This window comes from Candidatus Acidiferrales bacterium, assembly GCA_035934015.1.
Lineage (GTDB): Bacteria > Acidobacteriota > Terriglobia > Acidiferrales > UBA7541 > DAHUXN01.
In genome coordinates, this window is the sequence record DASYYH010000027.1 from 39,646 (window position 1) to 59,757 (window position 20,112).

Genomic DNA, 20,112 nt, shown 5'->3' on the forward strand with positions numbered 1-20,112 from the left:
ATCCCGCCAGGTCAAACGGCCAACTGCGCTAGAATGACAGCTTGCGCGAAAAATATGATGTGGTCGTAATCGGTTCTGGCCCGAATGGGCTTGCTGCGGCCATTACCGTGGCGCAGGCAGGACGTTCGGTCATTGTGTTTGAAGCGCGCGAGACGATTGGCGGCGGCGCGCGAACGGAAGAATCGACGCTTCCCGGATTTTTCCACGATGTTTGCTCCTCGGTATATCCCATGGCGCTGATGTCGCCGTTTTTCCGGACTTTGCCACTAGGAAAATACGGACTCGAATGGGTTCATCCGACTTTGCCTCTGGCTCACCCCATGGACGATGGGACGGCTGCATTTCTGGATCGTTCGATTGAGAAGACGGCAGCGGATTTGGGCGCGGATGGCAAACGATACAACGAGTTGATGTCCGTTCTTGTCGAGGATTGGCCGAAGCTCGAGGATTTTCTGCTGGGACCGCCGAGCCTGCCGCAGCATCCTTTTTTGGCGGCGAGATTCGGACTGGTGGCGATGCGCTCGGCGTCTTATGTAGCGCGAAGTGCGTTCCGAGATGAGCGGGCACGGGCGCTGTTTGCAGGAATTGCGGCCCATTCGATTCTGCCCCTCGAAAAAATGCCAAGCGCGGCATTCGGGCTGGTGCTAGGGGCGGCGGGGCATCTCGTGGGCTGGCCCTTTGCGCGGGGCGGGGCGCAGAAGATTGCAGATGCACTTGGAAGACATCTGCAAGAGCTGGGAGGAGAGATTCGCACGGGCACGCCGGTCGAATCTCTGGAAGAATTTTCGACAGCGCAGACGATTCTGTGTGACGTGGGGCCGCGGCAGCTTGCGAAACTAGCGGGCCGCCGATTGGCCGACCGATTCCGACGCAAACTGGAAAGATTTCGCTATGGTCCAGGAGTCTGCAAAATGGATTGGGCGCTCGATGGGCCAATTCCGTGGAAGGCGAATGCCTGTGCTCAGGCTGGAACAGTGCATGTGGGAGGGACGCTGGAAGAAATCGCGGCGTCAGAGCGGGACTGCTGGGAGGGTCGCATATCGGAAAGGCCATTTGTTTTGGTTGCGCAGCCGAGCCTCTTTGATTCCACGCGGGCGCCCGCGAGCAAGCATGTCGGCTGGGCCTATTGCCACGTGCCGAATGGATCGGGAAAAGATATGTCGCAGGCGATTGAAAATCAGATCGAGCGGTTCGCGCCCGGATTCCGCGAACGGATTCTCAAACGCAGCGTCCGCGTGGCATCGAATCTGGAAGCCTACAACATGAACCTAGTGGGCGGGGACATCACCGGCGGCGCGGCAGAAGTGAGCCAATTCTTTCTGCGTCCAACGTGGCGTATGTATCGCACACCGGCGAGGAATATATATCTATGCTCGGCATCCGCACCTCCCGGTGGCGGTGTGCACGGCCTATGCGGGTACTTCGCGGCTAAAGCAGCGCTGCGCGATCGCTCCCGAGCCAGTTGAACATCAGCCGACCGGCGTAACTTTAGTCGCCGGAAAAGACGAGATGCGTGGCCATGAAGCGGCGGCGAAGACAGTTTAATACTGCCGCCGCCGGAGCATCGAGCCAGTCTTGCTTATTTTGAGTCGGCCTTGAAGCTGCATGATGCGCCAGCGAGCTTGCTCGGCACGACGTCGAGCTGCTGCAAATTGCTCTTTGCCAGGACGGTATTGAAGTTGACGATGTCTTTCTGTTGCATCGTCTTCCAGGCGTCCACGGTGCGGTTGTAGTTGCCGCAATCGCTCTCCCAAGTGGCGATCTGAGTGGGTGTCGGTTCCATGTCGAGACCCACCTGCATCATGCTGACCATGGTGTTGTAGTCGTCGTTCAGCATCAGGAACGAATGCAGCTCACCGGGCTTGGGTGCTTGACGACGGAAAAAGAAGCCCGCGGCCGGCGCCGCGCCGCCAACCTTGGTCAGGCTGGCATCGAGCTTCTTGGCTTGCGCGGCTACGTCACTGGGCAGGTTGCCCCGCATCAGAGATGCAAGCTGCGCCTTGACCGCGTCCACTTCGCTTTTGCCCGCGTAGCTCTGCTGCATGCCATGATACGCGAGCATCGTGAGCTGATTTTGAGCACGCAGGGCGGCCATAACCTTCGGGCTCTGGCCGACTCGCGGGTCGTTCATCACAGTTACCTGGCGCGTGTAGACTTTGCCATCCACAGTGAGCTTGAGCGTGTAAACGCCGGGAATTACCTGCGGCCCGTGGGGACCAGCTGTCGTGCTGGCCGCCACCATGTTCATCTGATTTTCGAGATCGTGCTGGAAGGCAGGCGGGTCGTCATACTGCAAATCCCAGTTGAAGCGGTTCATGCCGATGTTGGTAGAGAGCACACGCGACTCGGGCGAGGCTAGCCAGTAGCGGGGATACGCTTGTCCCTCGATCGGCGGCGGTAAAGTGCTTGAAATGGTTCGCACCACATTGCCCTTGGAATCGAAGACCTGCAACTGAATCGGTCCATTGGGTTGGTGGCTGAGGTAATAGTCCACGATCGCGCCATAGGGCGGATTAGGAGCGTTGGGCACCTCGACAGAGGTCGGCTGATCCCAGTTGCTGTTCAGCCGGGCGCGGATGGCCTGTTCCGGCTGAAATAAATAGGCTGAGGAAGACGTGACCGCACTGGCGCTGGCGGCGATCTCGCGCAGCGGAGTTATGTCATCAAGAATCCAGAGGCCGCGGCCGTAAGTGCCGATGACGAGGTCGTTCACATTGTAATTCGTGTGGATGAGAAGGTCGCGAATGGAAGTCGTGGGCAAATTCTGGCGTAGAGATTGCCAGTGGTCGCCGTTATCGAAGCTGACATAGACGGTTGACTCGGTGCCAGCGAATAGCAGGCCGGGCTGCTTGGGATCAGCGCGCAGAACATTCATCCAGCTTCCCGTGCGCTCGTCAGTGGGCAAGCCACTGACGATGCTGGTCCACGTCTTGCCGCCGTCGGTGGTGCGCCAGACAAGCGGCACGTCTTCGTCTTGTTTGGCAGGCGCGGTGGCTGCAGGGCCGCGCTGGCCGCCGATGCGACCGGTGACGTAGGCGGTGTTGACCTCATCGCCAGCCTCGATAGTGTTGAAGTTCGTGTTCGGCGGCGCGCCGGTGATGTTGCTGACGTTGTTCCAATGTCTGCCACCATCCATGGTGTTATAGATCTGGCCGTTGCTGCTCACGGACCAGACCACGCCAGCCTTTACCGTCGAGATTGAAAAATCATTGATGGTTGGCGCGGGGGGTGGGAAGGTGCCCGGCGCTGGCGTCGGCGACGGCGGCAGTGGTGTACCGCAAGCGACCGGCGACGCGCCCTTGGCCGTGGTGAGGTCTGGGCTGAAGGCTTTCCAAGAATGCGCGCCGTCGCGAGTGACCAGCAGACACTGATAGGCAACGTAGAGCGCGCTGGGATCGAACGCGGTGTCGAATTTCTTCTGGAAGTCGCGCCCGGCGCGATATTTTTCGGCATCAGCGCCGAAGTTGGGCGCGACGTTCTGCCACTGCCCGGTCGACATATTAATTTTGACCAGACCATTGCCTCCGCCGCCGGGGCCATAGCCGACAGCATAAAGAATGTGAGGACTTTCGGGATCGGGGGTAATGACGCCAAATTCAGAGGAGGGTACCGGACTCCAGTCGGTAAAGAAATCGAGCTGGCCCCACATGCCGCGGCTGTTGACCATTACAGCGCCGGTATCCTGCTGCGAAGTCACGACCCAATACGGATACTGGCTGTCTGCGGCCACGTGGTAAACCTGCGAAATGGGTTGCGTATACCAGAGGCTCCACGTATCGCCGCCGTCGAGCGTGACGCTGGCGCCCTGGTCGGCGCCGACCAACATGCGTCTGCCGTTGGTGGGATCAATCCAGAGCTTGTGGTAATCCTCTCCGCCGGGCGCGCCCTTGAACGCGTGGAAAGTGACTCCGCCGTCGGTCGAACGGTACATGGCCGTGCTCACGGTGTAGAGAACGTCAGGATTCTGCGAATCCACGAAGACACCGCAGCTATAGGAGCCCTGGCCGTTGCCGATGCGCGTGTCCTTGCCTGCCATATGTTTCCATGTGTTACCGCCGTCGTCGGAACGGAATAATCCGGAGCCGCCCTCGATATCGTTGCCAACGATGTAGATACGCCGGCCGCTGGTGCGCAAGGCAATCGCCAAGGCAACGCGGCCAGGAAAAGCAGGGATTTTGATCTGGGTCCATGTCTGACCCTCGTCGGTAGATTTGAAAACCAGCGGCGGCTTGGTCTTGGGACGAGGTCCGGTGCCGAAGAAAAAGCCACCGCCCGTGCCTTGCGTGTCTGCCACCATGACGCTGGGGTCGTCGTATGCGTATTCCACTTCGCGCGTGCCATCGTAGCCCTCGGGCTTGAGGGCATTGGTCCAAGTCTGGCCACCATCGGTCGAGCGGTAGATGCCGCCGCCGTCGTGAGTGGCATCGCCGAGAGCAGAGACAACCACGAGATTGGGATCGTTGGGATCGACGAGGATGCTGTCGATCTTCACCGTGTCATCCAGGCCAATGTGCTGCCAAGTTTTGCCGGCGTCGGTGGACTTCCACATGCCGTTGCCCAAGCTGCCGCCAATGGGATCGCCAGCTCCGGCATAAACGATATCGGGATTCGATGGAGCCACCTGAACTGCACCGATACTATCCACGCTCGTCACCTGATCGAAGATGGGATACCAAGTGACGCCTCCGCTGGTGGTTTTCCAAATGCCTCCCTGGGGGGTACCGAAATAGAAAACTCCGGGCTGACCGATCACGCCGGTAACGGAAGAGATGCGGCCGCCGTGGAAAGGCCCAACGTTGCGCCACCTAAGACCGGCGTAGAGGTCGGGCTTGACCTGCGCGGTCGCGGTCCACGTGAATGCCAGAAAACTGGCGAAGATCAGCCAATATGCAACTCGCGAAATTCGCGTCATGATGTCCATACCCCCTAGTAGAAGTCCCCTCACAGAAACAGGCGCAGTATAGTGTCACATTCCTGTTTCGGGCACAATTTCCGAATCCCTCTTTTGGACGTATTAGCGAAGAGATTTGATACAAGGGCGGAGCTTTTAGTTCTGATTCTTCGCGAAGAATGCGAGTACGCGCCGCTGAAATTCCGCTGGCTCGGTCCCGAACGCACCTGTGTGACCCGCTCCCGGCACGATCCATAATTGTTTCGGACCAATCGCTTCGTGGAAAAGCTGCTTGGAGTGCCGGCAAGGAATGGTTTTGTCGCGCGTGCCACAAATGAGCAGCACAGGGAAGGCGCGCTCAGACACGGCTTGGGCAGGGGAAACACCATCCGCGGGAAATCCGCCCTCGTTTTCCGCTGAGCGCAGCGCGAAATACGATGCCGGGCGAAAAAGCGTCCTCCCTAACAGAGAACTCACAGCCAGTCCCGCATAATCGTAGCTGACCTCGCGCAAGCTGCTGAACGATGCTTCTGCCACAACGGCCTTAATTTGCGGGTCCACTGCGGCGGACTGCAGCGCGATGGCCGCGCCCATAGATTCTCCCAGCTCAAAAACAGTTCGAGGCCTTTCGCTGGCATAGAGTGCATCAACAATCTTTTTTGTATCCCATCGCTCTTTCCAACCGAACGTGGCCAGTGTGCCATCGCTCGCACCCTGCGCGCGGGCGTCCATCATGACGGTGCCGTATCCCGCCTTCAGAAGAAAATCGGCGTATGGCGCCATTTCCGCGCGATTGTCCACAATGCCGTGAAACAGCAGAACCCAGTCGTCATTGGGCGTCCTCGAGCGAACCTTCCAACCGCGAAGCATCACGCCGTCCGGCGCTCGAATATCGAACTCCTCAGGCGTTACGCCGTCACGCGCGAAAATCCCGTCAGCCTTCGCGATTAACGCTGCATCCAGCGGTTTCCGCATTGGCCGCAAGATCCACGGGCCTAACGCAAACCCAATTGCGCCGGAAATCACCGGCGCGAACATGCTGAGACCTGCAAACCCGGCCAATACCCGTCGAATTCGCATTGGTAACAAGAGTTACGAATTCCGCGTGTGTTTGGTTCCAAGGGAAACAATTAAGCAGAATAAAAACAGAAGCGTTGGTAGGGGCGGTGGGGATTTCTACTATCATTGACCCAGAAGGATTTAGCTTTCGGCGCATCTGATTTTTCCAGTGTTGTTGGACAACATCTGGTAGCAGAACTGGTAGCATTTTCGGGCGAGCCTGTCAAACAAGTGAGCGCCTTCAGAAGTTCGCGTTGTCTTTCACGGCTCAATACAAGAATGATGCAAGTGCTTCCTAGTGCCAACGGCCTATTGGCCTACGTATGCCTGTGTGATACTATGTGACCATGAAGCGGACAGCCCTCTTCGTCAAAGAGGAGCAAATCAAGAAGCTGCTAAAGCTGTCCGACAAGACGGGCGCTCCGGTAGCGGAACTCATCCGACGAGCGATTGATCGGTACCTTCAGGAGCGAGCCAAAGAGTTGAAGTAAGCGGGACGTCGGGCGGTTCCAGCCGCCTGACGCCCCTGACCAAGCAACCTGTTAAGGAGGCTGCCGTGGCTCTACGCAACCTACCACCATCGCCATTCTTGGCGAAAGCCCGAGCACCGCAGTCTGGCTGCTCGACGCCCTACCTTCATTTCATCAACGGTGTCACGGACGACAGGAAGCAGCATGCCCTCGTCTGCGAGAGCCGACCCCTGCTGGGTCTGGAAAGCGCTGGTAGCGCCCCGCGCAGGATATTTGAACAGGTTCTGCGAACGAGCTAAGACCTGAAGGAGGCTCCGATGGCATTGCAAGTCATCCGAAGCGATAACCGCACTTCTCGAAAACTGTTAGCGGCGATCTATTCGCGAGTTTCAACCGTGGCCCACGGTCAAGACCCTGCGGTGCAAACGCGAGAACTGCGCGAATACTGCGAGCGTCGAGGCTGGGAAGTTTTCGACTGTTACGAGGACGTCGGCGTCTCGGGGAAGAAAGACTCTCGCCCTCAGTTAAATCGCCTCATGCACGACGCACACGCTCGCCGCTTCGATGTGACCGTTTGCTGGCGCTTCGACCGTTTCTCCCGGTCCGTGTCGCATCTGTGCCGGGCGCTAGAAACATTCAACGCGCTCGGCATCCAGTTCGTTTCGCTTTGCGAGCAGGTGGACACCAACACACCCACCGGAAAGCTCGTTTTTACGATCCTCGGAGCCGTAGCCGAAGGCGAGCGAAATCTCATTGCGGAGCGCGTGCGTGCAGGCTTGAAAAATGCCAGAGCCAAAGGAAAACGCCTCGGGCGACCGAGAAAAGCCGTCGATGTTGACCGAATCAACTCGCTCCGGGCGTCCGGGCATTCGTGGCGCTCGATAGCTGGTTTGATGAAAATGTCGGTCGGAACTGTTTACAGCGCTGCCCAGTCTCAGCACGCTAGTTCTCGATGCGCGTGACGCGCCGCCAGTTTAGGAGATAGACGATGTGTGACATCGGAAAACCTGTTGAGATCATCGACGTAGAACCGCTGAGCCTTCCCGCGCCGCTGCGCCGCGAGAGGGAAGTTCCGGTCGAGCAGCCCGTGACCATGGAAGTGCCTGTTGTTGCGGAGACGACCGTTGAGTCCAGACTTATCGAAAATCTCTAAGCACGGCGGTCGTGCCCTCCCCCACGCCAAGTACGGAGTGGACTTGGCGAAGGTGCCCGAAACCTACATCGAGCCTTTCGTCGCGTACCGGGCGTGGAAGTGGACAGCCGAGGGCGTCAGTTCCCTGAACGGGGAGCTTTGGACACCCAAGGTCGCGTTCGAAGCCAAGTGCCCGCATGCCGACGATCTGCGCTCGATGATTGCCGCTTGCACCACGGAATCCGCCAAGAGGTTCTGGCAAAGCAAATCCCACCACGTGCCCGACCCGGGCTGCACATGCGGCATGTACGCCGGGATCAACATGCAGCACATGATCGACAGCAACTACATCGAGCGCGGCATCCACGGCGAAGTCTACTTGTGGGGACGGCTTTACCGCCACACGCTCGGGTGGCGTGCTCAATTCGCCTACCCCAAATTTTTCATCGTTCCGACGAACATGATTCCGTTCAACATCGCGGACGCACAGGAGCGCCTCAAGAGCCTTGTCGAGTTCGATGTTGACATTTGGCTCCAGCCGGACAGGGAAGCGCGGGTCGGCGGCGAGAAGATTCCGTTGTGGGTGAGGGACTACGGCTACAGCCAGCAGGGCTTGTCATACCTCATCGAGAAGCGCAAGAAGTGGTACGGCGAGAACCCGAGGATTCATGCTCTCGCCGTGGGCGACCGATGCCTTTCGTGATGATTACTTCTGGCTCTGGTTTACAAGCTCGGCTACCGCGCCGGACGGAGGAGGAGCGTGCAGCGATGATTCGGTGGCTCAAGGAAATGTTTCTGCTCACCATCCTGCTGGTGCGGTAAGAGAGGAGACCCTGTGCTCAGATTGCTACTGAGGTCGCTGCTGAAGGACTTGCTTATCGCGGTCGTGCTTCTCGCTGGTTCGGCAACTCTCCCGTTCGCGTCGTTTTGGCTGTGTCGGTCGGAGATCGGCGGTCAAATCGTGTTCTGGGTCGGGCCTTGGACTTGCGCTGTCTGGGTCTTGCTCGTGTCGCAGCTTGTCGGCTCTCGGTTTTGGCTCGGAGCCGTCCACGTCCGCGCATGGCGAGCGGCGCACGGAGGCTATCTAGCGACGAACCTCAAAGCGACCGCATGGATGTTTTTCGGCTTGTTCGCGAGCTATGCCTGCGAGCTTGGCGTCATCTTCCTTCTTCCCCTGTCCCCGCTCGCCGTGCGTCTTTTTCCGCTCTCGACCTACGCTCCCGTGCTGCTCGCCCTCGCATGGTGCAGCCGATGAGCGCGAAAAGCCTGAAGGCAGCCCGGCGCGGGGGCAAGCGGAAGCCCGAGGAGCGCGAGAGGATCACGCCCGAGGCGCTGATGGAACTCATCCAGCGGCATAGTTCCTGCGTGCTCGACCAGCAGAGGAAGTGTCCGTTGCTCATGTACACGCGGGCTATGGCATGGGAACTGAACGTGTTCTTCGGAGTCGGCAACGAGGAGGATCGTGCGTTTCGCAGGTGCGACGACATGCCCGCAGCACGACCGCTGTCCGACCACAGTGTAGGGGAGGAAGATTGATGACGGAAGACGAAGCCGACAAGATAGTCGCGACAATGTTCGACGAACTTGTCAGCACGAAGATCGAGGGTGGCAAGGTCACGGTCGAGACTGAGGTTCTCAGCCCCGACCCGGAAGAGGTGGAGGACGCGGTCGCCGACCTCGTCCGGTCGTGGCGGCGGTTCAAGGAGATGGACGCATCGGTCGCCGCGACCTCCGGCGCGAACCTCGGCATCGAGTGGTGGCGAGCCGTTAAGCGTTTGGCGCTCGCCGACTTCCGGCTCAAGGAAATGTTTTGCGGCCCTGACCGCTCGGCTCGCAGCATGCGGAAATTCCATAAGTATAAGCTGAAGTTAATCGACGGCAGGCGCTACAGGACAGATGCCTAGTCCGCCGCTCGCTGCTGGGCTGTGCTTGTCTTTGGGCGGCATTCCGAGTCATTGTGCAGTTGGTGCAAGAGGAAACGGTGCGGTGACAATGAAACTCAGCAAGTCGAAGTTCATTGCGGGCTGCCAATGCCTCAAGCGGCTCTATTTACAGGTACACGAGCCGGAACTCGCCGCTGACCCGGACGGTGCCACAGAAGCGATTATCGAGCAAGGGCACGAGGTCGGCTTGCTTGCCCGCCAGTTGTTTCCGGCCGGGGTCGAGGTTCGCAGCGACGGCGGGTTGGGTCAGGCGATTCGCACAACGAAGCAGCTAATCGCGAATCCCGAAATTCCGGCGATTTTCGAAGGTGCCTTTGAACACGAGGGCATAATCGTCAAAGCGGATGTCCTGCAACGTCGCAAGGAGAACCTCTGGCGTCTTGTGGAAGTGAAATCCGCCACCAATTTGAGAGACCAATACGTCCCAGACTTGGCGATTCAGAGCTACGTGCTCTCCGGCTTCGGCTTGAAACTAGCGTCGGTTTGGCTGGCTCATATCAACCGAGCATACGTGCTGACGGGAACAAGGGTTGATCCCCAACAGTTGTTTTCATTTCGAAATCTCACCCAGAGAGTACGGAACTTCCAGCCCGAACTTATTTTGCGGCTGCGCTCACAACTCCATGTTCTGGCGATGCCGAAAGCTCCCGATGTTCCCATCGGAGCACAGTGTCTCAATCCGTTCATCTGCGAGTTTTTCACTCACTGCAACCCACCCAAGCCGCACAACCACATTGGCTACCTCCTTCGCCTTGATGTGAATGCAATGAAAAAGCTGGAGCAAATGGGTGTTCAGTCTATCGAAGACATACCCGCAGATTTTGAGCTAACCGAGATTCAACGGCGTGCATGTACGGCGGTACAAACGGGGCAGCCATGCTTCAGTCCAGACCTCAAGAGACAGTTCGCATCTCTCAAATTTCCGCTTTACTTTATGGATTTTGAAACTGTCAACCCAGCGATCCCGCGATTTTCTGGCATGCGTCCCTACGATCACCTGCCGTTTCAGTGGTCAGTCCATGTGCAGCGCCAGCCGGGTGATGCGCCCGAACATTTTGAGTTCTTGGCTACGGACAGAGGCGACCCTCGAACTCCGTTTATCTCCGCGCTCTGTGAGGCTTTGGGAGAAGGTGACGGCAGCATCGTCGTATACAACGAGCAATTCGAGTCACAGCGACTTTGGGAGCTAGCGAGTTGGCGGCCCGCTTACACTGATCGCATCAGGGGAATCCAACGCCGCCTCTGGGACTTGCTCCCGGTGGTGCGCAATCACGTCTATCATCCGGCTTTCCGAGGCTCATTTTCTTTGAAAGCTGTTCTGCCCGCCTTCGTCCCCAACATGACATACGAGGGAATGGAAGTCCCAGACGGGCAGGCCGCTGGACTTGCATGGGAGTCGATGATCAGCGACGGTTGCAGTGAACCGGAACGACAAGCAAAACGGAAGACGCTCTTAGCTTATTGTGGGCAGGACACACTGGCACTTGTGCGGCTTCTCGAAACACTCCAGAGTCGCTGCGCGACCTAAACTTTGATGGGAGTGTTATCAGATTTCAGCGTAAAAGCTGCCGCGAGACCTTGGAGCGTCTTTGCTTCATCAACGGCATCATGAGGAATCAGCAGGTATGACCACGGCTTGCCGCCCACTGCAATTTCGTGGTTGGTAGCGTGCTCGCACCATTCGACTGCCGCCTTCGCTTTCTCCCGTACTTCAGCAGAGGCGATCTCTTTCCTCATTTTTGTTTCGCAAATTAGCTTCGCCGCTTTCGTTTCGATGACGAAATCTGGCTCGTAGGGAGTGCCGCCAGCGTAGTAGATGTGGAACGAATCTTTGCCGGGCTTGAACCACTTCACCACATCAACGTCGTTTTCCAGCAAAACCGAAAATCGGCGCTCTGTGTCGGACTGAAACCTTTGGGCGGGATACAAGCACCTTTTGAATCCTCCGAACAGCATGCCCCGAATCATCAGTTTCTCTTCCACCGGAATCCGAAAATCTCTTGGTTGTTCGCCCACGGGAATCGAATAGCTGCTGGGTCGAAGAGTTGTGAAGCCCTTGGTTACATGCGCCTCGTATTCGCTCGCCTTTTCTTCGTAGTGCTCCTGCATTTGCGAGTGGATGAGAGCCACGAGTTGCGCTTGGTGATATTGGAGAACGTTTTTGACATCTTCCTCGTCCGCAAGATACGACTGAAGATGCTTCACCGCTTGCCCTGCCAATTTGTACAGAAGGTCGGCTTGGTCGTCATAGCTCACGTCGTCGAAATCGACTAGACCTCGGACGAGGTAGTCTTCCAATCTTTCCTCGGGAACGATTCCGTCGCCGCTAATCAGGCGGTATCGCTGGTGGTCATTCAGGTGCGCAATCAGAATGTCCTTGGCGACTGGCTGAAGTTGGACGCTCTTCAGGTCGAGATCGAAGTCCCGGTAGCCTGCGGTCACTTCGCCCTTGGGAGTTACAACGATGCGCGGGATGTCGATTGAGTTCTCGATGAAGAGGTTGACGGTCTTTGACACGATGGCGGGAATATCGGCTTGCGGAACAACCTCAGCAAGTTCGCCCTGCGCCGGAGCACTGGCTGCCTGAACCTTCTCCACGATTTTCTGGATATTCTCTGGTTTCCTCAGATCGTCCGACCGCGCCAGTCGCTCAAAATCCTTGAGCACCGTTAGAGTCGCCCGGGCTACCTCCTGCTCGCGCTTTGTGTTGAAGAGCGGCTTTTGCTCGGGAATCGTTGGGTCGGCAGCCGCCCGTTTTTCCAGATTTGATGTCACCTCAAAGACGGTCATGTTTTTATCGGGGATGTCACGACCAATTACAACTCCAGTTCTGATGATGGAGTCCGGCTTGTTTGCCTCGTCGATAATTTCTTGAAAGCGGTCGTGCGAAACGATGGTGAGGCGATCTACAGACGCGACGCCAACTCTCTTTCCGTAGGGCAGGCGCAATCCACGTCCTATCGACTGCTCGACTAATGTCTTCGAATTTGCCGCACGCAGAGGAACAATGGTGTAAAGGTTCGTAACGTCCCAACCCTCTTTCAACATGTTCACATGGATGACGATTTCGGTGGGGTTGTCCCGGCTCTCAACGGACAGAAGTTGTTGTACGGTTTCGTCCTTCTCGTCGCCCTTTTGATTCGAATGAACCGTGATCACCTTGCCTTTGTAGCGTCCCTCGAAGAACGAGTCGTCTTCAATTCGCTTCAACAAATCGTCGGCGTGGTCGGTGTTTTCAGCGACAACGAGCATGAACGGTTTAACGATAGGTTTGTCGTTATCCCTAGCGAACACTTCTAGCTCGACCTTGGTGTTCTCGTGGATTCGGACACCGTCTTCCAGTTTTAACTTCTCCAGCCCTGCCTTGTCGTAATTTTTCGCATCGAAGTTCTCTCTGGTCGCCACCGCTGGCTCCTTGACGAAGCCGTCCTTCATCGCGCTGGAGAGCGGATAGCTGTAGATCACGTTCTTAAACGGCTCAGTCTTTCCACCCGTTTCTATCTGCGGGGTGGCGGTAAGCTCCAAGCCCAAGATCGGCTTCAACTCATTGATCGCCCTCACGCCAGCCGTCGCACGGTAGCGGTGCGATTCGTCCATCATGAGCACGAGGTCGTGGAGTCCCGCTAAATAATCGAAATAGCTTTGCCCGATGTATTCGCTGAGGCGTTTGATTCGCGGGGCCTTGTCGCCGCGAACCTCGGCGTTGATCTTCGAGATGTTGAAGATGTTGATGTGAATCGGGCTGGCGTCGAACAAATCGCCAGTCTTCCCAAGAACTTCCGCGCTCCGCACGCCTCGACCGCTCTCGTAATTGTCGCCAGTGATGACTTCCGGTGGGTTCGTCGCAAACTCTGCGATTCCTTCGAACACATACTTCGGGGTGTTCGGCGTGAAGTCAGCGATCAGCTTGTTGTAGATGGTGAGGTTTGGGGCGAGAACAAAGTAGTGGCGACTCAATTTCTGCCTGAAGAGATACGCAATGAAGGCACCCATGAGCCGGGTCTTGCCGACACCCGTTGCAAGGGCAAAGCACAGGGAGGGAAAATCCCGCTCGAAATCGGTGACGGATGGAAATTCCGCTTGAATCGTCTTTAGAGCGTTGCCAATCTCCAGTTCTGACGCGCCGGATACGATACGATCCAATGCAAGGATTTCAGCGACTCGTGCCAGAATCTCCAGCGATTCCCGCTGCGGCAAACGGAGGCTTAGCCGATTCGCGATAGCGTTCACCGCAGAGTTCATTTGCCTTTGTCTCCTTTCTCGGCGGCGGTGGCAAACAACTCCATAGAGTCATTATTGCGTTTCTTGCGACCGTTCGTTTGAAGCGAGGGGACTAGTTCCGGCTCGACTGCTTGTGGCAAGTTCTTGACCTCTAGACTGTAGTCATCCCTGCCCCATTCGCAGCGATTTAGAACCATCTTCGGAATCTTCTTGATGGTCATGTTCGGGAACTGCGAAACGTCTCTTACTCGGAATGCCGAGCAGCACACCAGTAGGGATCGGTTCTCACCAACTTCGTCGCTCAGCTTTTGCAGTTGTTCGCGGGTGAGCGTCTGTGTGGTTACGTAGATAAAGTCACGCTCGGTGGAAAACCCATGGTTCCAATAATCAGCACCACTTGGTGCATACGTGAAACCCTCGAATTTGCACATAGCCTCGGCGAGCATCGCAGCGTTATATCGCTTGCTTATCACCCAGTTGCCGAACTTGTCCTTCTCAAGTAGCGAAGAGGCAAGACGGAAATAGCGGAACCCACCACCGCCTAGCCACCCAACTTCTCCAGTTATGCCACTCTCGTCGATTCCGTCGATGATGCGTTGTAATCTCGGAATTATAAGAGTGTGACAGTGATCCCTAAGCTCAACCATGATCCAGCGCCGTCTCATCTTGTGTGCTACTGCCCCTGTGGTTCCCGACCCAGCAAATGAATCGAGAACGATATCCCCGGGTCGAGAAAAGTGCTTCAAGATGATCTCCATGTATGTTTCCGGTTTCTTACCGGATCGAAAATCCACACCTCCTTCGTGTCTGCAATTTCCAAAATTTGCGGCAAGATCGTAAAAGTTCTCGATTGGTTTTTCTTTCGAGGAGCGACCGTTCAGGAGTTCCGCCAACCTGTCGAGCGGAATGCCTGAATAGAATTTCCCCTTGGTTGCTGCGGCTCTTTTGGGCCCCGTAAAGTATCTATAACCAATGCCGTCTTCGCCTATGCCGTACACCTTATAAAGGCATCCCAGCCCGTCTTCTTCTTTCCGGGGAGACAAGTATTTCGCAAGAAACTCTCCCGAGCTTGCCTTCTGTTTTATCAGGGAGCCTGTTGCCCATGTCTCTTTCAGTGCCTTAAGGTGTGGTTTAACTTTTGTGACTTCGTATTCCCCGAGACGGAATACCTCCACTTTCTTCCCCGCCACTTCAACCTGTTTCCATGGAGTCTTCTCTCGGACTTCCCACTCGAACTTTTCGACTTTATATTCTTCGGATGCTTTCAGTGGGCGGCAAAGTGCGGCATCTCTTGCATAAACAAGGCATTGTTCGATCACCTTTTGATAATCATTATCTTCGGCTAAGGTCTTGTTGCCGTACCGCACTTGAATGTACATAGAGGTTAGATAATTAGCTCGACCGAACACTTCATCCAAAAGAACTTTGAGGTAATGACCTTCCGAGTCGTCAATGTGGCAGCAGAAGAACCCATCAGGTGCAAGGAGTCTTCTGAGAATTTCAAGTCTGTCGCGCATCAGGCTAAGCCAGACAGAGTGCTCCAGACCGTCATCATAGTGCTCGAATGCGTTTCCGCTGTTGAAAGGCGGATCGATGAAAATGCAATTGATCTTGTTTCCGAACTCCTGTTCAAGCGCCTTCAACGCCAAAAGATTGTCGCCAAAGATCACACGATTATCGAATAAGTCGTCATCTGTTATTTTTGCGTGAGCATGATACGATTTACTCGCATCCTCCAGCAGAATACGCGGCTCCAATAACGGGCGACTCTCTTTGCCTATCCACGTTAATTCCAGCTTTGTTGTTTTATTCATGCTCCTGCCGCGCACCGTTCACTTCAGTGACCAACGTACCGTAAACACCGGGGTTACATTGCAATCCTGCTGAAGTTTCCTCTCTATCGTCTCGATCAGGTCTTGCCGCTGCTTATCCACCCGGTCTTGGGCATCGAACAGTTCCCGGCGCTTACGGTTTCGTGCCGATTCAAGCTCACGAACTTGCTTTTGGATGGACAACTTCTCCGCCAAAGCCACAGCGATTTGAGCGGATCGTCTCGTCTCCCGAATCTGTCGGTCGAGTTCCTTCAACTCTTGCTCCAACCCGATCTTGAGATCGTCTGACCAGCGGTCGAGCTTATCCAATTCGCTTTCGAAGAATGCCGCATTTCGCTCTGTAAGTTTCGCTAGAACTTCATTTTGTTGCCTTTGCAGACCCTCGTCCAACAGCGCTTGAAGCTGTTCAGACAAGGGAGAGCAATCTTCTCGTTTCTCTGATGCACCGAGCGAGAAGAATCGGCGGCACTGCTCCGCATCCATAGGAGTACCGTCATCGCACACGGCGCTCAAAAGAACGAAATCCTCGGTTTCGAGAGCGGTCACCGTTTGACAAGTGATCCGCATGAAGCCCTGCTTTCCGACGAGCGGCTCAAGGATAGAGATTTTCTTGCCGGAGTGCGAATATTCGAATGCCAACGCTTGCGAATCAGGCTCAAAGGCTTTACACCGCTCAATGATGCGCTGAGCGAGAGGGTGCCCCAACCTATATAAGTTGGCATCCTCGATGTTCTTGCCGCTACGGTACGGGCCGGGGTGAATCTGCTCTTCGGGGAACGGGTTCTTGATCAGCGTGAATCCATTTTGTCCATCGTCGAATTTGGCATAGGGCTGGAGGAAGAAGCGGGTCAGTTGCCAGAGCCAGTTATCGTACTTGGTCAGGGCTTCGCTGCTTTCTCGTTGGTTCACCCGCAGTTTTTCGTGAACCTCCTCGTCGAAGTTCTCTAGCAACTTTTGGCGGGTCTGTTTTATGCGCTCGTCAATCTGAACTTCCATTTCCTGCTGAAGCTGGTCGAAATTAAACTGAATCTGCTCCTCCGTCCGGCACTTTTGGTAGATGTCAGCGATACGCTTTTCGAAATCTATGCCGGAGCCGATGCTTCCAAGCACTTCGTCGCTGGCTCCGAAGACACCGCTGAAGAGCTTGAACTTCTCATCAAGCAGTTGATATACGCGCTGATCCGCAGCGTTCTTTTTGTTGAGAAAATTCACGACGACCACGTCGTGCTTTTGCCCGTACCGATGACAGCGCCCGATCCGCTGTTCGATCCGTTGCGGATTCCACGGCAGGTCGTAATTGATTACCAAGGAGCAGAACTGGAGGTTGATGCCTTCCGCAGCCGCTTCGGTCGCGACCATGATGATTGCCTCGTCTCGGAAGTAGTCAACGAGGGCAGCCCGCATGTCAGCAGTCTTCGAGCCTGTGATCAGGTCGGTGCCTTCATGCTTCTTCAGCCAGTCCTGATAAATCTCCTTCGATTTGGGATCGTTGTTCGAGCCATTGAATAGGACGACTTTGCCTTTGTAGCGGGGAAGCTCCTCAAGAATGGAGCGGACGTATTCCTGAGTCCGAGTGGACTCCGTGAAGATGATCGCCTTTTCTCTACCGCCCTTGCTTTTCGCTTCCGCTAGCCCACGCTTCAGCGCGGTTTGAAGTCTCTCGCCTTTCGAGTTTTTGACAATCGAATTCGCGAGTTCAGTAAAAAGCCGGAGCGACTGAATCTCTTCTGCCACCTTTCCCAACTCTTCCGGGCTGAGCACTCGTGGATCGGACTTCTTCTCACCCGCGCTCTCGTCCTCCTCTTCTTCCCATTCGTCCTCCAATTCCTCAAAGCTCTCGAAGGTTTCGGGTACCTCTTCAGGAGGCTCCACAACGGGTTTTTGCGCCTCAGTGGCTTTTTCCAGCTTTTCCGCCAATCCCTTCAGCGTTCCCGCAATCGCAAATGTCGATGAAGCCAAGAGCCGTCTGAGGATCAGAGTCATCAACTGCCGTTGGCTTGCTGGAAGCGCGTAGAGATTCTGCCGTTGCAGATAATCGGAGACGAGGTTGTAGAGCTTCTGCTCCGGCTCGCTCGGGATGAACTCCTCCACCAGTGCGATACGATTCGTAAACGGGATGTATTCGAGCACTTGACGCCGGAGTGTCCGTTGGCAAATCGGCTTCAGACGCTCACGTAGCGACCGAAAATCACCGTCCGTGTCCAGCCGAGAGAACTGGCTGCGAAAGCTCTTGATGTCCCCGAAAATGTGCTCATCGATGATGCTGACCAAGCCGAAAAGTTCGAGGAGCGAGTTCTGAAGGGGCGTGGCGGTCAGAAGCAACTTGTCAAACGGCGCGAGAGCAGCCTTGAGCGCATTCCCGATCTTGTTCGTGGGCTTGTACACGTTCCGAAGCCGATGCGCCTCATCAATCACTGCGAGGTTCCATGCGACTTGCCTAACATACGGCTCTTTGGAGCGAGCAAACTGGTACGAGCAGATCACGATCTCGGAGCGGTCGAATGGGTTCAGGTTCCCCGCTCGAATCTGCTCGTTGAAAGTCTTCGTTTCCAGCAGTACAGAGGGCAGGAAGAACTTGTCCGAAAGCTCCTGATGCCACTGTTTGCGGAGGCTGGCGGGAACGATGATCAAAATTTTCCTCTTTCGTTCCGCCCACCGCTGGGACAACAGAATCCCTGCTTCAATGGTTTTACCGAGACCAACTTCATCGGCGAGGATCGCCCCCTTCGAGAGCGGAGAGCGGAAAGCGAACAGCGCAGCCTCGACCTGATGCGGGTTCAAGTCAACCTGCGCGTCAGCAAGGGAAGCAGCCAGCTTCTCCATGCTGTCGGAGGCACACCGTTTTGTCAGTTCATACGCAAAGTACTTCGCGTGGTATGCAGTGCTCATCGCAAGGCGCAATCATACATCGAGAACCGATGGCGCTGTTGCCTAGATCGCCAATCCGCGCCTAAAAGCGCCTATACTGTCAGGCGCAACTATGGGCACACAGGCGAAATTAGAACTACAGCATCCTTCCTCGACTGAGAAGGACATATTTCTATGTCACAACGGCGCAGATAAGCCGTGGGTCGAGGCACTTGCCGAGCGGATCGAGCGCGAACCGTACCGCGACCGTCGTCTCGCAGTCGTTTTCGACAAATGGGATTTCGAAAAGGGCGGCAACATCGTCCTCGATATTGAGCGATTTCTGGATAAGACCCGCTTCGTAGGTGTGGTCGTATCCCGCCCAATGCTGAACGCAGAGTGGCCGAGTTTGGAACGAAGCATCGCGGTGTGGAGCGACCCTTCGGGGGCACGCGGCCGGGTGATTCCCTTGTTGAAGGACAACATAACCCTCCCGGCAACTCTGAGGGTGCGGAACTGGATCGATTTCCGCGATCCCGAGAAGTTTGAGGAGAGCTTTGCCGAACTCATTCGGTACCTGCGGGGAGAGCCAATTCCAAGGGGCAAGGGCAGCTTTCTCCCCATGGTTCCGGCAACGCGTGCACCCTATGAACCAGCCCCTGTGCTTATCACTTCTTCCGTGGGTGCTGATCGGGTAACCGAACGCTTGGTCTGCAATCTCTACAGGGTCACCAGCCTGCCCGAGAGGGTGCACTACGCGTCAACGAACCTGCGTGAGAAGAAGGAAATCCAAAAATACTGCGAAAACGCGCCGCCATTCATCCTTCGTGAAGGAAATCTTTTCACTTTCTCTGACCTCAGCACGTGCGAGGCGTTGCGTCCAGTCTTGAAGAAAGATGCACGGACTGATTCGGACGCGTTCAAGGACTGGTTCTCAGATGAGGACTACAGTCGCCGCGCCATCGAACTTCTGAACGTCTGCCTGCGACAACACGCGTGGGAGCGTCGGCTCCGCTTCGACCGCATCAAGTCGCGGTACTTTTTCCAGCCACGCGGCATTCAGGTCGAAACAGAGGAAGCCAGCTCCGGTGTGGTGAAATATCGCTACAGCGGCGGCAAGCCTGTCCGTATCGCGTGGAAAATTGGCGGTAGAACCCGATGGAGAGAAGTAACGACACGCCATATTCGCCGAGTCAAGCAGGAGGACGGCACCTACAAAGAAGAACCGTTCGGCTGGCGGCACCAAGGTTTCCGGGCTAATTTCGTGCTGGTGTTCGAGAGCTTGATGCTACGGATCGAACCGACTTATCTTCTGACAAAGGACGACGGGAAGACGCCGCGTACATCGCGGTGGGTCGGCCCGATCCTATCGCACTGGCTAAATCAAGAACGGAACGGTCAAATTCTAAGGTCGCTCCGCTTCTGGTCGCTTGTGCTGGCGAGACCAAAAGAGCTAACGATTGAGACGGGGCAGATGCCTATTCAGGTTGACCTCACGCCGATTTCGGGGGCGCTTGGGTTTGGCATTGTCAGCGACCAAGTGAATTTTGACCGCCTGATGGATGCCGAAATACGGGACGACAGGAAAGTTCCTCAGCTTGAGCTTTTTGGGGAGGAAACCTCGATTGCGTACACGGAAGAAGCGGGCTTTGCCGAGGAAGACCGCGAGGACGAGAAGGCCATCGAAAGTTAAGGCGCTTCGCGCCGTATCGCTGGA

14 protein-coding genes are annotated in these 20,112 nt (G+C 56.0%); 9 read left to right on the top strand and 5 right to left on the bottom strand.

Annotation, left to right across the window (positions count from 1 at the left end; translation table 11 throughout):
- Positions 1-41 precede the first annotated feature (41 nt).
- Entirely contained in the window at positions 42-1,466 is a 1,425-nt protein-coding gene (locus tag VGR81_13240) for an NAD(P)/FAD-dependent oxidoreductase (GenBank protein ID HEV2289902.1), read from the top strand.
- 113 nt (positions 1,467-1,579) lie between these two features.
- Here the strand turns inward: VGR81_13240 and VGR81_13245 are convergent, their stop codons facing one another.
- Both VGR81_13245 and VGR81_13250 read right to left on the bottom strand, forming a co-directional pair.
- A complete protein-coding gene (locus tag VGR81_13245; protein ID HEV2289903.1) occupies positions 1,580-4,912 on the bottom strand; it encodes a hypothetical protein in 3,333 nt (1,110 codons plus the stop codon).
- A 135-nt stretch (positions 4,913-5,047) separates the two neighbouring features.
- Positions 5,048-5,953 (bottom strand): alpha/beta fold hydrolase, encoded by a 906-nt coding sequence (locus VGR81_13250; protein HEV2289904.1) that lies wholly within the window; start codon positions 5,951-5,953, stop codon positions 5,048-5,050.
- A gap of 784 nt (positions 5,954-6,737) precedes the next feature.
- Here VGR81_13250 and VGR81_13255 point away from each other — a divergent pair.
- From VGR81_13255 to VGR81_13285, 7 genes are all read left to right on the top strand, one after another.
- Positions 6,738-7,382: a recombinase family protein gene (locus VGR81_13255; GenBank protein HEV2289905.1), complete on the top strand. Its 645-nt coding sequence runs from the start codon at positions 6,738-6,740 to the stop codon at positions 7,380-7,382.
- Positions 7,383-7,408: 26 nt separating this feature from the next.
- Positions 7,409-7,573, top strand: coding sequence for a hypothetical protein (locus VGR81_13260; GenBank protein HEV2289906.1), 165 nt, complete (start codon positions 7,409-7,411; stop codon positions 7,571-7,573).
- Positions 7,574-7,616: 43 nt separating this feature from the next.
- Complete coding sequence (locus VGR81_13265) at positions 7,617-8,255, top strand: hypothetical protein (protein ID HEV2289907.1); 639 nt, start codon at positions 7,617-7,619, stop codon at positions 8,253-8,255.
- 132 nt (positions 8,256-8,387) lie between these two features.
- Positions 8,388-8,807 (top strand): hypothetical protein, encoded by a 420-nt coding sequence (locus tag VGR81_13270; GenBank protein HEV2289908.1) that lies wholly within the window; start codon positions 8,388-8,390, stop codon positions 8,805-8,807.
- Positions 8,804-9,088 carry a hypothetical protein gene (locus VGR81_13275; GenBank protein HEV2289909.1) on the top strand — a complete coding sequence of 95 codons (285 nt, stop codon included), beginning with the start codon at positions 8,804-8,806 and terminating at the stop codon, positions 9,086-9,088. The genes VGR81_13270 and VGR81_13275 overlap by 4 nt, the downstream gene beginning before the upstream one ends.
- Positions 9,088-9,456 carry a hypothetical protein gene (locus VGR81_13280; protein ID HEV2289910.1) on the top strand — a complete coding sequence of 123 codons (369 nt, stop codon included), beginning with the start codon at positions 9,088-9,090 and terminating at the stop codon, positions 9,454-9,456. Before VGR81_13275 ends, VGR81_13280 begins: the two co-directional genes overlap by 1 nt.
- A 31-nt stretch (positions 9,457-9,487) precedes the next feature.
- Entirely contained in the window at positions 9,488-11,023 is a 1,536-nt protein-coding gene (locus tag VGR81_13285; protein ID HEV2289911.1) for a DUF2779 domain-containing protein, read from the top strand.
- On the opposite strand, the gene VGR81_13290 is transcribed toward VGR81_13285, so the two are convergent.
- The 3 genes from VGR81_13290 to VGR81_13300 are packed head-to-tail and all read right to left on the bottom strand — an operon-like array spanning position 11,020 to position 18,437.
- Positions 11,020-13,737, bottom strand: coding sequence for a DEAD/DEAH box helicase family protein (locus VGR81_13290; protein ID HEV2289912.1), 2,718 nt, complete (start codon positions 13,735-13,737; stop codon positions 11,020-11,022). The two genes, VGR81_13285 and VGR81_13290, sit on opposite strands and share 4 nt — an antisense overlap.
- Positions 13,734-15,530 carry a site-specific DNA-methyltransferase gene (locus VGR81_13295; GenBank protein HEV2289913.1) on the bottom strand — a complete coding sequence of 599 codons (1,797 nt, stop codon included), beginning with the start codon at positions 15,528-15,530 and terminating at the stop codon, positions 13,734-13,736. Before VGR81_13295 ends, VGR81_13290 begins: the two co-directional genes overlap by 4 nt.
- An 18-nt stretch (positions 15,531-15,548) precedes the next feature.
- Positions 15,549-18,437: an SNF2-related protein gene (locus VGR81_13300; GenBank protein HEV2289914.1), complete on the bottom strand. Its 2,889-nt coding sequence runs from the start codon at positions 18,435-18,437 to the stop codon at positions 15,549-15,551.
- A gap of 91 nt (positions 18,438-18,528) precedes the next feature.
- Between VGR81_13300 and VGR81_13305 the strand changes: the two genes are divergently transcribed.
- Complete coding sequence (locus VGR81_13305) at positions 18,529-20,088, top strand: toll/interleukin-1 receptor domain-containing protein (GenBank protein ID HEV2289915.1); 1,560 nt, start codon at positions 18,529-18,531, stop codon at positions 20,086-20,088.
- The last annotated feature ends 24 nt before the right edge of the window (positions 20,089-20,112 follow it).